We start from the raw sequence: 13,723 nt of genomic DNA, 5'->3' as shown, positions 1-13,723 counted from the left end.
AGTGGCAGCTCCGGCGATCGAAGACGAAGCCACCCAGGAGCAACCGCCCGACGCCCAGCCCGAACCGGAGGCGGAGCCGGACCGGGAGATCGTCGACGACGAGTCGCGCAAACGGGACCTGCGCAGCAGGACACTCGACGACGTACTCGCGGCGGCGGGGTCGCTGCTCGGCGCGCTCGGCCTGGTGTGGGTCCTCTACGAGAACCTGTTGCCGACGTCGGGTCCGTTGGGTTTCTTCGTTTCCTGGTTCGTGGTGTTCGTGCTGATGTACGCGGGCGTCACGGCGATGCGGCATCCACGGACGGTCATGGCCGACCGGGTCGTGTCCGCGGTGGTCCACGCGTTCGCCGGCCTGGTCGGTCTCTCAGTGCTGCTCGTGATCGGCTACACAGCGGTCCGTGGAGCAGAGGCATTGGTGCACATCAACTTCTTCACCTCGGACCTGAGCAGCGCGGGCCCGCTCGACCCGCTCACCGTCGGTGGTGTGCTGCACGCGTTGGTCGGCACCCTGGTGGAGATCATGATCGCGGTGGTGATCACGTTGCCGCTCGGCATCGGGACCGCGGTGTACCTCAACGAGGTCGGCGGCAGGCTTTCCCGTGTGGTCCGGACGGTCGTCGAGGCGATGACCGCGCTGCCGTCCATTGTGGCCGGTCTGTTCGTGCTGACCACCGTGGTGCTGATGGCCGGTTTCCAGCGCAGTGGCCTGGCCGCGGCGTTGGCGATCAGCGTGATGATGCTGCCGATCATCGCGCGGTCCGCCGAAGTCGTGCTCCGGGTGGTGCCTGGCGGCCTGCGGGAAGCCAGTCTCGCGCTCGGTGCGTCGCAATGGCAGACGGTGTGGCGAGTCGTGCTGCCGACCGCGCGTCCGGCCCTCGCCACGGCGTTGATTCTCGGCATCGCCCGTGGCATCGGTGAGACGTCGCCGGTGCTGCTCACCGCCGGGTACACCACGTACCTGGGGTTTGACCCGACCTCGGGGCCGATGGTGTCCCTGCCGTTGATGACCTACCAGCTTTCGCGTTCGTCCGAACAGGTGGACCAGGCGCGTGCCTTCGGCGCCGCCACGGTTCTGCTGCTGGTCGTGTTGCTGTTGTTCGTGGTCGCGCGTGTCGTGGCGCGGTCGAAGACCGGAAGGTGATCATGATGAACCGGCCGCGCCACCGGATGGCCGCCACGCTGCTCGTCGTCGTCCTGCTCGGCCTGAGTTCGGCGGCGGGGTCGGCGCAGGCCCAGACCTACCAGGGGATCAACGGTTCCGGCTCGACCTGGAGCGGGAACGCCGTCGCACAGTGGGTCGCGGACGTCAAGAACGTCGGCATGCGTGTGGACTACGGCTCGATCGGCTCCAGCCAGGGGCGGTTGCAGTTCGCGCAGAAGCTCACCCACTTCGGCGTGACCGAGATCCCCTACGGGATCAAGGACCAGCTCACCGGCAACACCGACAGCTCGCAGGGCAGGCCGTTCGCCTACATGCCGATCGTGGCGGGTGGCACCTCGTTCATGTACCACCTGAAAAAGGGTGGGCAGCTGGTCCGCAACGTGCGACTGTCCGGCGCGACCATCACCAAGATCTTCTCCGGTCAGATCACCAACTGGTCGGATCCAGCGATCACGGCCGACATGAACGGCCAGGCCCTGCCGTCGAAGAAGATCATCCCGATCACCCGCTCGGACGGCTCCGGGACGTCGGCCCAGTTCACCAAGTGGATGGCCGAACAGCACGGGGGCATCTGGAAGCACGGGATGACCTCGTACTTCCCGCAGATCCCCGGAGCGGTGGCCAAGGGCAGCTCCACCGACATGGCGCAGTACATCTCGGCCCAGTACGGCGAAGGGGCGATCGGCTACGTCGAGTACTCGTACGCGCGTGCACAGAACTACCCGGTGGCGAAGGTGCTCAACGGTGCGGGCTACTTCACCGAGCCGACGGACTCCAACGTCGCGGTGGCGCTGCAGGCAGCGAAGATCGACAAGAGCGACCCGAACAATCCGGCCACCTACCTGACACAGGATCTGAGTGGCGTCTACGTCTACAACGACAAGCGCACGTATCCGCTGTCGTCCTACTCGTACATGATCCTGCCGACGTCGGTCGACGGCAAGATCAACGAACAAACGGGCTTCACCCTCGGCGCGTTCGCCTACTACTTCCTGTGCCAGGGACAGCAGAAAGCCGGTCCGCTCGGTTACTCACCCCTGCCGCTGAACCTGGTGCAGGCAGGCTACGAGCAGGTGCACAAGATCCCTGGCGCGGAGAAGAAGTCGTTGGACGCGACCGGCTGCAACAACCCGACGTTCGACCCGAGCAATCCGGGTTCCAACAAGCTCGCCTCCACCGCGCCCATGCCACCTGACTGCGACAAGACCGGCCAAGGGCCGTGTGGCGCCGGTGGTGCCGGCGGTCCTGGTGGCGGCAACGGCGGTGGTGCGGGCGGCGGCGCCGGCGGTGCGGGTGGAGCTGCCGGTGGTGGCGCAGGTGGCGGCGCTGATGGTGCGGGTGGCACGGGAGACCCGAACAATCCCGATGGCGGTCCCCAGATCGACCCGATCACCGGCGAGCCGATCGGTGCGGGAGGCGGAGACGGTGCCGGCTCGGGAGCGAGCGGCGTCGCCACCGAACTCGCGGCCAACCGGTCCAGCACCAACACCATGCTGGGCGTGCTCGCCGCCGTCGAACTCGTGCTCGTCCTAGTGGTACCCGCGATCGTCGCGCGGACAGTCAGCAGACGGCGCGCGGCGCGTGCCGCGCAGGAGGGGACATCGTCATGAGAACCCGGATCACCAAGGCGATCCCGTGGCTGGCACTGACCAGTGCGGCGTCCTTCCTCGCCGCTGGACTGGTGGTTCTGCTCCCGGCCCCGGCGGTCGGCCAGACCGAGTCCTCGGCCGTGACGCAGACCCGGACCATGGAGAACGAGTACAGCTACACCGAGCCTGCCGGTAAGTACAAGGCGTCCGTGACCGTGTCGCAGACCAAGGACCTTGTCCGCCAGCGGGTGAAGGTGTCGTGGTCCGGGCTCAGGCCGACGGGCAGCGGTGGCGTCGGCAGCGAGACGTTTCCCGTCGTCGTCCTGCAGTGCTGGGGAAAACCGGCGGAAGTGACCCAGCAGACGTGCTGGAACGGAGGCGCGAACGTCGGTACTTTGCTGGACAGCAGCTTCGTCGACCCCGGTACGTTCGACCCGGCGGTCTTCGGGACCGCGAGCGCTTCCTCGTTCGTGCCGTTCCGGGCGAAGGACGACGGAAAGATGTACGTCGGCGAGCAGCGGGACGGGGGCTGGCCGCCCGACACGGTGGTGAAGAGCAACCCCACATCGTTCTCGTCGGCGACGCAGAACGCCGTGTACCCCAACCTGTATCACGGTTTCACCAACCCGGACGGCACCGGGGAGGCGGACATGGAGCTGCTCACCGGTTTCGAGAACCCCCATCTCGGCTGCGGGAGCGCTTCCCCGTGTTCACTGGTCGTGATCCCGATCGGCGACCCGCGCTGCAAACCGGACAGCGCGCTGCCCAGGAGACACAGGGGTTTCTGCGCCACCCCGCCGCTGGACGAGAGTGGCGCGCGCCGTGCTTCGAACTGGGTTTCCCCCACGAACTGGGCGCGCAAGTTCACCTTCGACCTGTCGTTCCGGGAATCGCCCGAAGCCTGCAAGCTGGACAACCGGCTGGAAACGGGTTTCGCCGGGTCCTTCTACGCGTACCAGGTGCTGAACAACAGTTGGCAGCCGAAGTTCTGCCACGACCAGAACCTGTTCAAGCTCGGGTACATCGCGCTGAGCGACGGTGAGGCGCGCGGCCAGTTCGCGGGCGCGTTGGGCGGCACGTGGCAGGACGGGGCAACCAACGCTTTGCTCACCTCCAGACCGATGGAGGGCGAGCCGGCGAAGCCTTTCGTGTACGCCCCTGTCACCGTGAGCAGTGTCGTGGTCTCGTTCACGCTGGACGGCCTGGACGGCAAGGAGATCACCGAGCTGAAACTCAACGCCCGGCTGCTGGCGAAGATGCTCACCCAGTCCTATCGGACGACGTCGGCAGCGGGTTTGGGTCATCCGGCTCTCAAGAACAACCCCACCTGGTGGGGCTCGGACCCGGAGTTCGCCGCGCTGAATCCCGCCGTGGGCAACCTCGGTGATCTGCTGCGCGACGGCTCGGAGTACCCGGTGTTCTCGCTCGGCGACCTGGACGCGATCCACGCGTTGACGGCGTACATCGCCGCCGACAAGGACGCGATGGCCTGGCTGACCGGCGCCGACGACGGGCACGGCATGGTCGTCAACCCGAAGTTCAAGCAGTACCAGCTGCCGCTCGGCAAACTGGAGTTGCGGGACGACTGGGTCGTGACCGACCAAGCCAGCCAGTACGCCGGTGAGATCCTGCTTGACCGATACGCGAACACCGCGGACAACCTGTACAACGCGGCCGTCGCGGCGACTCAGGCGTGGCCACAGGCTTTCGTCACCAGGTCGTGTGTGGATCCCACCAAGCCGGAGACCTGCAGTTTCAAGCGCAAGGACCAGCGGCAGCTCGGTGGGCACCGGGCGATGGTGGCGGTCACCACCTTCGGTGATTCGAAGGTGTTCAACCTGCGGCAGGCCGCGTTGCAGACCGCTCCCGGCAAGTTCGTCGCGCCGAACGACCAGACGTTGGCCCTGGCGTTGAACGGGACCAAGCTCGACGAGAAAACGGGCGTACTCAGCACGGACTTCACCAAGTTGTCCCCTGACGCGTATCCAGGGACGTCCATTGTGTACGCGGTGGTGCCGACGATCGGTCTGAGCAAGACCACCGCGGACAACTACGCGAAGTTCCTCGAGTACGCCGCCGAGCCCGGTCAGGTCCGGGGGTACAAGGCCGGTCAACTGCCGGACGGGTACGTACCGTTGAGCACGCCGATGCGGGAACAGACCACCAACGCGGCGAAGGCGGTGCGCGAACAGAAGGGCGAAGTTCCGGCACCTCCGCCTGGATTGGCCGAGAACCCCGCGGCGGGCTTGCCACTACCGCCAGGGCACGGCGGTGCAACCAACGGCGCGGCCACTGGTGCGGGCAATACGTTCGCGGGCAACAACCAGGCGCCTGCTGCCGGTACGCCCTCGCCGAGCGCTTCACCGACCGGGGTGCCCACTGTGGACAAGGCGGCGACGTCGGTCGCCACTCGCACCGATTCGTCCGGCTTCGCCAAGTGGGTGCTGCCCGGCCTGCTGGCCATCGCGGTGCTGGCCGGGCTGATCGCGTTCGGCGCGATGGTGTGGACGCAACCCGGCCACCCGGTCCGCCGCGTTCTCCGGGCAGCAGTGGATCGACTCCGACGATCATGAACAGAACGCGTGTGTTCACGCAGGCGCTGATCACTTTGTCCGTGTTCGCGCTGGGGTTCGCCGGATACCTGCTGGTTCTCTCGTCGATCCAGCAGGACCGCAGCCAGACGGTGCTGTACGCGCAGGCCCGGCAGACGCTCGCCGAGATCAGCATGCCGACCGGCGGGAAGATCGACGCGGGCACGCCGGTCGTCGTGCTGGAGATCCCCGGTCTGAACCTGACCCAGGTGGTGGTCGAGGGCACCGCGGGCAGCCAGCTCGCGCAAGGCCCCGGCCACCGGCGGACCAGCCCGCTGCCCGGCCAGCCGGGCACGTCTGTCCTGTTGGGACGCGCGGAGGCGTTCGGCGCGCCGTTCGGGGAGATCGGGAAGCTCCAGCCGGGAGACGAGGTCAGGGCCACGACCGGCCAGGGCAAGTTCACGTACCGCGTCGAAGGCGTCCGGCGGGAAGGTGATCCGACGCCGGGCGCGTTGCCCCGCGGCTCAAGCCGGATGGTGCTGGTCAGCGCCGAAGGCGGCGACGTGACCGGTCCGGAGCGCACGCTGTTCGTGGACACGACGCTCACCGGCCAGGCGGTGGCCGCACCGGGTGGCCGTCCACGCACACAGCTCCCCGAAGAGGACACCCTGGCCACCGACACCGGCGAACTGATCGACCTGGTGCTGTGGCTGCAGGTTCTCGCGCTCGCTGTCGGGTTCTTCGCGTGGGCGCGAATCCGGTGGGGGCGCGGGGAAACGTGGCTGGTCGGCACGCCCATCGTGATCGCGGCCACGTGGCAGGTCTACCACTCGGGAGCAGTCGCCCTGCTCCCGAACCTGCTGTAGCCGATACCTGCTGGAGCCGATCAGCCGAAGCGGCCGTTGACGTAGTCGAAGGTCCGCGGGTCGACCGGGTTGTCGAACATCATCCCGGTCGGCCCCGCCTCGACGATCTGGCCCGGCGTACCGGCCTCGGCGAGGAAGAACGCGCAGTACTGGGAAACGCGCGCCGCCTGCTGCATGTTGTGCGTGACGATCACGATCGTGACCTCGCGGCGCAGCTCCGCGATGGTCTCCTCGATCCGCCGGGTGGACGTCGGGTCCAGCGCCGAACAGGGCTCGTCCATCAGCAGCACGTCCGGCCGGACCGCGAGTGACCGCGCGATGCACAACCGTTGCTGCTGACCACCGGACAGCGCGCCGCCCGGTTGCTTGAGCCGGTCGCGGACCTCCTTCCACAGTCCGGCCTTCGTCAGGCACTCCTCGACGAGGTCCATCCTGTCGGTGCGGGAGACCTTGGTGCCGGTCAACTTCAGCCCGGCGGTCACGTTGTCCGCGATGGACATGGCCGGAAACGGGTTCGGCTTCTGGAAGACCATGCCGATCCGGCGGCGCGTCTCGGTGATCCGCCCGCCCGGTTCGTAGATGTCCACGCTGTCGAGCAGGACCTCGCCCGCCAATGAAGCGCTCGGCACCAACTCGTGCATCCGGTTGAGAATGCGGAGAAAAGTCGATTTGCCACACCCGGACGGTCCGATCAGGGCGGTCACGGTACCAGCCGACATGACAAGCGAAACCCGCTGCAACACCTTGTGACCACCGAACCACGCGGAGACGTCGACCGCTTCCAGTTCGCTGCCACGAAAGGCTTCGTCTTCGATCAGCGGAGTCAGTTCCTCGGTCGACACGACACTCCTCTTGGGACACAAAAGCACTCGTCAGGCAAGCACGCTAAGCCGATTCGCCGACGAGCGGGTGAACGGCCGGTTCACCCCGCATGGCCCTGTTACCAGTTTGTTGCCCGTTAAGCAGCTAGGCGTGTGGCCAGAAACCAGTTTTCGCGTGGTCATGGTGGTTCGGCCCGCCGCGCTCCAGGAAGGTTTGAATCAGCTCCGATCGGAGCGAAACTGTTGAAGGACAAGGAGATTGTCAATGCGCTCCATCCTTGGGAAGGTGGCGATCACCCTCGGTGCCGCCGCCGCGGTGATCGGACTGGCCGCGGGCAATGCGGTCGCCGACCCTGGCTTCACGCCGCTCAGAGGTGACCTCGTCGGTGTCGGCTCGGACACCACGCAGGGCCTGGTGCAGGCGCTCGCCGACAGCTACAACTCCGCCAACGCGCGTCCGGCCGACTGGGTGGCGTCCTGGCACGCCTTCGGTGACGGCCTGCCCACGACGATCACACCGAAGACCGGCGCCCCGTCGATCACCCGGCCGAACGGCTCCAGCGCGGGCATCAACGCTCTGATCAACGACGGCACCGCGCACAACATCGACTTCGCGCGTTCGTCGCGGTGGGTCGGCTCGAACCCGGTGGAGGCCAACTACCGCTTCCTGCAGTTCGCCCGGGACGGCCTGACCTACGCCACGGCCACCACCAGCAACGTGCCCGCCACCCGTACCACCGCCCAGCTCAACGACATCTACAGCCGCAGCACGCCGAACTGCGTGCCGCTGGTCAAGCCGTACATCCCGCAGCCGGGTTCCGGCACCCGACAGTTCTTCCTGGCCAGCATCGGCCTGAGCGACGCCACCGTCGGCAACTGCGCCACCGTCTCGCAGGAGCACGACGCGTCGGTGGTCGCCGGCAACCCGAACGCGATCGCGCCGTTCTCGGTGGCCCGCGGCTGGGGCGTCCCCGGTTTGAAGCTGAACGACATCGACGACTCGCAGCGCCCGGTCGGCCTGCCCGCCAACCTGATCGCCAACGACACCCCGCCGAACGGCTCGCTGCCGACCGTTCGCGTGTACGACCGCGGTGTCTACAACGTGATCCGCAACGCGGATGTCGACGTCGCGAAGTTCGCGAACTTCTTCGGTCCGGACGGCTGGATCTGCAACGACCCGGCAGCGGAGGCCGCCATCCTTGGCCAGCACTTCCGCCTCGCCAAGGCGTCCGACTGCGGTTCGCACGTGAAGTAGGGATTCACCGACGACGAGCCGTCCCGGCCACCCCGGGGCGGCTCTTCCTCGTCAGTCCACGTCCTCGTTCAGCGCTATCCGGGCGTTGACCTCGCTGAGCGCTTCCTGGTACTCGGGGACCGGGTGCATCGCCGTGGCCAGCCGCAGCTGCCGCCGGGCCTCGGTGTAGCGGCTCTGCCGCTGCAGCGCGCGGCCCAGGGCGAAGCGGGCGTAGTGGTCGTTGGGGTCGAGGTCGATCACTTTGCGGAACGCTTCCTCCGCTCGGCGTAACTGGGCCGAGCCCAGGTAGGCGCGACCCGCGAGGAGCTGCACACTCGGTTTGTCGGCCTCTGCCTCCAGCACCGGCGCCAGCGCCGCCAGCGCGTCGAGCGGTCTGCGCATGGCCACGAGCTGCTCGGCCTGCCGGAACGCCGCAACCATGTCGCTCATCTACTCCATTTTACGGAGCGACGCCGTGTCCGGGCGAGAGGCGGCGCGCGAGTCCTCCAGTGGGCAAGCGTGCCTTCAACAGGGCCGATCCACGGCACGACTAGGCTGTGTGAGGACGAGAAGGTGTGAGCCGGGAGGCAACCAGTGGCGGTAATCGAGCAGGTCGGCGCGCGGGAGATCCTCGACTCGCGGGGCAACCCGACGGTCGAGGTCGAGGTCGCGCTCGACGACGGCACCCTGGCCCGCGCGGCCGTCCCGTCGGGAGCGTCGACCGGTGAGCACGAGGCCGTCGAGCTGCGGGACGGGGACAGCAACCGGTACCTCGGCAAGGGTGTCGAGAAGGCCGTCACGGCCGTCCTCGACGAGATCGGGCCGGAGCTGACCGGGATCGAGGCCGTCGAGCAGCGCGTGGTCGACCAGAAGCTCGTGGACCTGGACGGCACGCCGGACAAGTCCAAGTTCGGTGCCAACGCCATCCTCGGCGTCAGTCTCGCGGTCGCCAAGGCCGCCGCCGAGTCGAGCGGGCTGGAGCTGTTCCGGTACGTCGGCGGCGTCAACGCGCACGTCCTGCCCGTGCCGATGCTGAACATCCTCAACGGTGGCTCGCACGCGGACACCAACGTGGACATCCAGGAGTTCATGATCGCCCCGATCGGCGCCGAGTCGTTCCGCGAGGCGCTGCGCTGGGGCACCGAGGTCTACCACTCGCTGAAGTCCGTGCTCAAGAGCCGCGGCCTGGCCACCGGCCTCGGCGACGAGGGCGGCTTCGCGCCGAGCCTCGGCACCAACCGCGAGGCGCTCGACCTGATCCTCGTCGCGATCGAGAAGGCCGGGTACCGGCCGGGCCGCGAGGTCGCGCTGGCCCTCGACGTCGCCGCGACCGAGTTCTTCGACGACGGCGCGTACACCTTCGAAGGCGAGCGGCGCAGCGCGGAGCAGATGGCCGCGTACTACACGGAGCTGGTCGACAACTACCCGCTCGTCTCCATCGAGGACCCGCTGTCGGAGGACGACTGGGACGGCTGGGTGCGGCTGACCGCCGAGTTGGGCGAGCGCGTCCAACTGGTCGGCGACGACCTGTTCGTCACCAACCCGGAGCGGCTGGAAGAGGGCATCAACCGCCGCGCGGCCAACGCGCTGCTGGTGAAGGTCAACCAGATCGGCACGCTTTCCGAGACGCTCGACGCCGTGTCGCTGGCGACCTCCTGTGGCTACAAGAGCATGATGAGCCACCGGTCCGGTGAGACCGAGGACACCACCATCGCCGACCTCGCGGTCGCGACCGGTGTCGGCCAGATCAAGACCGGTGCGCCCGCCCGCAGCGAGCGCGTCGCCAAGTACAACCAGCTGCTGCGCATCGAGGAGACCCTCGGTGACGCCGCACGCTACGCGGGTGACCTCGCGTTCCCGCGGTTCAACCCGGAGAGCTGATGGCTGACGAGCCCGCAGAGGGGCAGCAGCGTCCGGAGCGGTCGGCTTCGCGGCGCGGCCGGTTCACGCGCGGGTTCGTCACGTCGGCGAAGTCCGACGACAAGCCCGAGGGTGCCGAGCGCCCGGACCGGCGTGGCCGGTTCGGGCGCCGCCCCGGCTCGTCGAAGTCGGCCGGATCGAAGTCGGCTGGGTCGAAGTCCCCGTCGGCCGGGGCGAAGCCCCAGGACGAGAAACCACCGCTCGCCGAGCCGAGACGGTCGCGGTACTCGTCGTCACGGGCCCAGGCCAGGGCGGACGGCGACGGCCCGCCGCCGCGCAGGCGTCCGGCGCCCAAGCAGCGCTCGCGGTTCGCCAAGACCCTGATGGGGCAGGCGACCACACGCCGCGCGGCCATCGTCGCGACAGTGGTCTGTGCGCTGGCCCTGTCCATCGCCGTGCCGCTCCGGACGTACCTGTCGCAGCGTGACGAGGTCGCGGCGCAGGAGCGTCGCCAGGACGAGCTGCGGGTCAAGGTGCAGGAGCTCGAGGCCCGCAAGGCCCAGCTGTCCGACCCGACCCAGATCCTGGCCGAGGCGCGCAAGCGTTTGCGCTACGTCATGCCCGGCGAGACCCCGTACATGGTCCAACTGCCCGGTGACGCCGGTGTCCAGCCAGGTCAGCCGCCCGCGCCCGTCCCAGGACCGCAGCAGCCGTGGTTCCAGCAGCTCTGGGACCAGATCAAGGAAAGATAGCCAGGTGCAGTTCGAGCCAGTCACCGAGGCGGATCGCGCGGTCGTCGCGGCCCAGCTCGGCCGGGCGCCGCGCGCGTTGCGTGCCGTCGCGGCCAGGTGCCCCAGCGGTCACGTCGCCGTCGTCCAGACCAATCCCCGCCTGGAGGACGGCACGCCGTTCCCCACGTTGTACTACCTGACCTGCCCGCGGCTGACGTCGCTGTGCAGCACGCTGGAGGCCTCCGGCGTGATGAAGGAGATGACCGAGCGGCTCGCCGACGACGAAGAACTGGCCGGCCACTACGAGCGCGCGCACCAGTCGTACCTCGCCCAGCGGGACGCGATCGAATCGCTCGGCACGCAGGTCAGCGCGGGTGGGATGCCGGGGCGGGTGAAGTGCCTGCACGTCCACGTGGCCCACGCGCTGGCCAGCGGCCCCGGCGTGAACCCGTTCGGCGACGAGACGCTGCGCATGATCGAGGACCAATGGCCGTCCGGTGACTGCGCGGCGGTGAACGGCGCCGGTTGACATATGGCACGTCCGCGCGGGTGGAAGAACCTGAATTACTCACGTGCCGCTAACAAGAGGTGTCTGGTAACTGTCGATACAAGTCACATTGGGCCGATCAGACCAAAGACCGGTGAAAACTTCGCTCGGATGAGGCACTCTAGGGACCGGAGCCACAGGAGAAGCGAAACCGGGGAGGCCGGTCCGTGTCGTTCGTGCCAGCGCCTGCGAATAGGGCTGCCCGACGGAAACTGATGCGTTACCTGCGCCGCCAGCGTGGGGTGGCCGCCGTGACAGCGGCGCTGCTGCTCGTGCCTGCCGCACTGGCGGGCGACGCGGTCAACGGGTGGGGCGTCGAGGACCGTTCCATCACGCCGTTGGCCAACGGCCTCGGTCGTGGCTTCTTCGGGATCGACCTGGAGGACCTGGGCGCCAGCGGTCAGCTGCCCGAGGTGGACGGCCTGTCCGACGAGCTGATGCGCGTCGTCGGCGACCCGAACGCGCTCGCCACCGCGGGCGACCCGATCAACACCCCGAACGGCCCGCTCAACATCCCCAGCAGCGCGCTGAGGGCCTACCAGAAGGCCGAGTCGCTGCTCGCCGCGCAGCAGCCGACCTGCAAGATGCACTGGTCGCTGCTGGCCAGCATCGGCCGGATCGAGTCCAACCACGGCCGGGGCGGCGCGGTGGACGCCAAGGGCACCACGATCGAGAAGATCCTCGGCCCGGTGCTCAACGGTGTCGGCTTCGCCGCGATCCAGGACACCGACGGCGGCGCGCTCGACGGCGACGGGCAGTGGGACCGTGCGGTCGGCCCGATGCAGTTCATCCCGTCCACCTGGAGCGGCTACGCCGCCGACGGCAACGGCGACGGCGTCAAGAGCCCGCACAACTTCTACGACGCCGCCCTCGCGGCCGGGAAGTACCTGTGCTCCGGCGGGCTCGACATGAGCAACGACCAGCAGCGTGGCATCGCGGTGTTCCGCTACAACCACTCGGAGAGCTACGTCCGGACCGTGCTGATCTGGGCGAAGGCGTACGAGTCGGGTGTCACGCCCATGCCGGACGGCCTGGGCACGTCGTCGACGAGCACGAACACCAACCCGAACGCGCAGGCCGCGCCCGCGCAGACGCCGATCGCGACCACCCCGCAGCCGACGCCTGCGCCCACGCCGGGCAACCCGGGCACGTCGAAGCCGCCGCCCAGCCACGACACGACGATCACGCCGAAGCCGCCGACAGGCTCGGTGTCGAACCCGCCGTCGACCCCGCCATCGACTCCGCCGACGACAACTCCGCCCACCACGACGACCCCGCCGACGACGACCTCGTCGGCGAAGCCCGCGGAGACGACCTCGTCGTCCACGAGCGCTCCGGCGGAGACGAGCCAGCAGGCATCGGCGAGCAAGAGCTCAGCCACCCAGTAGGCACCGAGTAGGTTGGTGGCATGCCAAGGGTTGCTGCCATCGACTGCGGGACTAACTCGATTCGTCTGCTCGTCGCGGACGTGACCACACGGGACGATGGCACGTCCTGGCTGCGTGACGTCCACCGCGAGCAGCGGGTGGTCCGGCTCGGCCAGGGCGTCGACGCGACCGGCACGCTGAACCCGGAGGCGTTGGAGCGCACCAGGGCAGCCTTGGTGGACTACACCGCGATCCTGCGCCGCAAGGGTGCCGAGAGCGTCCGGATGGTGGCGACCTCCGCGACGCGGGACGCGAGCAACCGGGACGACTTCTTCGGCATGACCGAAGCCGTGCTCGGTGTCCCGGCCGAGGTGATCTCCGGTGACGAGGAGGCCGCGCTGGCGTTCACCGGCGCGGTCGGCGATCTCGACCCGGAGGACGGGCCGTTCCTGGTCGTCGACGTCGGCGGTGGCTCGACCGAACTCGTCCTCGGCACGTGGGACGGTGTCAAGGCCACGCCGAAGGCCGCGCGCTCGACCGACATCGGCTGTGTCCGCATCACCGAGCGGTGCCTGCGCAGCGACCCGCCGACCGCCGACGAGATCGCGCAGGCGCGTGAACTGGCCGGGCAGGTGCTGCAGGCCGCGTTCGACGTCGTCCCGGTGCACGAGGCCAGGACGTGGATCGGGGTCGCGGGCACCGCGACCACGATGGCCGCGATCGCACTGGGGCTGCCGGAGTACGACTCCGACGCGATCCACCTTTCCCGGATCGCCAAGCAGAAGCTGGTCGCCACGAGCGAGGACCTGCTGAAGCTCGACCACGACCAGCGCGCCGCGAACCCGGTCATCCACCCCGGCCGCGTCGACGTGCTCGGCGGCGGCAGTTTGATCTTCCAGGTGCTCGCCGAGCGGCTGACCAGCGTCGACGAACTGGTCGTGAGCGAGCACGACATCCTGGACGGGATAGCCCTCGCTCAGTTGTGACACTGTTCACCACTTTCGAACTGAGCCAA

The 13,723-nt window shown here is 68.4% G+C and carries 12 protein-coding genes; 10 read left to right on the top strand and 2 right to left on the bottom strand.

Going from position 1 to position 13,723, the window contains the following annotated elements; translation table 11 throughout:
* Position 1 precedes the first annotated feature (1 nt).
* From pstA to ALI144C_RS30300, 4 genes are read left to right on the top strand one after another with little or no spacing between them, the layout of a single operon-like run.
* Complete coding sequence (gene pstA / locus ALI144C_RS54755) at positions 2–1,141, top strand: phosphate ABC transporter permease PstA (protein ID WP_202819089.1); 1,140 nt, start codon at positions 2–4, stop codon at positions 1,139–1,141.
* A 5-nt stretch (positions 1,142–1,146) separates the two neighbouring features.
* Positions 1,147–2,772, top strand: coding sequence for a phosphate ABC transporter substrate-binding protein PstS (locus tag ALI144C_RS58510; protein ID WP_076990972.1), 1,626 nt, complete (start codon positions 1,147–1,149; stop codon positions 2,770–2,772).
* Positions 2,769–5,324 carry a hypothetical protein gene (locus ALI144C_RS30305; RefSeq protein WP_076990614.1) on the top strand — a complete coding sequence of 852 codons (2,556 nt, stop codon included), beginning with the start codon at positions 2,769–2,771 and terminating at the stop codon, positions 5,322–5,324. Before ALI144C_RS58510 ends, ALI144C_RS30305 begins: the two co-directional genes overlap by 4 nt.
* Positions 5,321–6,148: a sortase gene (locus ALI144C_RS30300; RefSeq protein WP_076990613.1), complete on the top strand. Its 828-nt coding sequence runs from the start codon at positions 5,321–5,323 to the stop codon at positions 6,146–6,148. Before ALI144C_RS30305 ends, ALI144C_RS30300 begins: the two co-directional genes overlap by 4 nt.
* A 20-nt stretch (positions 6,149–6,168) precedes the next feature.
* Here the strand turns inward: ALI144C_RS30300 and ALI144C_RS30295 are convergent, their stop codons facing one another.
* Positions 6,169–6,963, bottom strand: coding sequence for a phosphate ABC transporter ATP-binding protein (locus tag ALI144C_RS30295; protein ID WP_441297580.1), 795 nt, complete (start codon positions 6,961–6,963; stop codon positions 6,169–6,171).
* Between the two features lie 271 nt (positions 6,964–7,234).
* Here ALI144C_RS30295 and ALI144C_RS30290 point away from each other — a divergent pair, with 271 nt between their 5' ends.
* On the top strand, positions 7,235–8,224 hold the full coding sequence (locus ALI144C_RS30290) for a substrate-binding domain-containing protein (RefSeq protein WP_076990612.1): 990 nt from the start codon (positions 7,235–7,237) through the stop codon (positions 8,222–8,224).
* Positions 8,225–8,275: 51 nt separating this feature from the next.
* Here ALI144C_RS30290 and ALI144C_RS30285 read toward each other — a convergent pair whose 3' ends face one another.
* Positions 8,276–8,653, bottom strand: coding sequence for a tetratricopeptide repeat protein (locus ALI144C_RS30285; protein ID WP_054288504.1), 378 nt, complete (start codon positions 8,651–8,653; stop codon positions 8,276–8,278).
* Between the two features lie 144 nt (positions 8,654–8,797).
* Between ALI144C_RS30285 and eno the strand changes: the two genes are divergently transcribed.
* The 5 genes from eno to ALI144C_RS30260 all read left to right on the top strand — a co-directional run bounded on the left by eno (position 8,798) and on the right by ALI144C_RS30260 (position 13,694).
* On the top strand, positions 8,798–10,084 hold the full coding sequence (gene eno / locus ALI144C_RS30280; protein WP_076990611.1) for a phosphopyruvate hydratase: 1,287 nt from the start codon (positions 8,798–8,800) through the stop codon (positions 10,082–10,084).
* Positions 10,084–10,815 carry an FtsB family cell division protein gene (locus tag ALI144C_RS56420; RefSeq protein WP_083753522.1) on the top strand — a complete coding sequence of 244 codons (732 nt, stop codon included), beginning with the start codon at positions 10,084–10,086 and terminating at the stop codon, positions 10,813–10,815. The genes eno and ALI144C_RS56420 overlap by 1 nt, the downstream gene beginning before the upstream one ends.
* Positions 10,816–10,819: 4 nt before the next feature.
* Positions 10,820–11,323 (top strand): DUF501 domain-containing protein, encoded by a 504-nt coding sequence (locus ALI144C_RS30270; protein WP_076990610.1) that lies wholly within the window; start codon positions 10,820–10,822, stop codon positions 11,321–11,323.
* 233 nt (positions 11,324–11,556) lie between these two features.
* Positions 11,557–12,729, top strand: a complete 1,173-nt coding sequence (locus tag ALI144C_RS30265) for a lytic transglycosylase domain-containing protein (protein ID WP_076990609.1) — start codon at positions 11,557–11,559, stop codon at positions 12,727–12,729.
* A 20-nt stretch (positions 12,730–12,749) separates the two neighbouring features.
* Positions 12,750–13,694 (top strand): Ppx/GppA phosphatase family protein, encoded by a 945-nt coding sequence (locus ALI144C_RS30260; RefSeq protein WP_076990608.1) that lies wholly within the window; start codon positions 12,750–12,752, stop codon positions 13,692–13,694.
* Positions 13,695–13,723 lie beyond the last annotated feature (29 nt).

The sequence above is a fragment of the Actinosynnema sp. ALI-1.44 genome, assembly GCF_001984155.1.
Classification (GTDB): domain Bacteria; phylum Actinomycetota; class Actinomycetes; order Mycobacteriales; family Pseudonocardiaceae; genus Kibdelosporangium.
The sequence above is the reverse complement of the archived record's forward strand: the minus strand, read 5'-3'. Positions and strand labels throughout refer to the sequence as shown.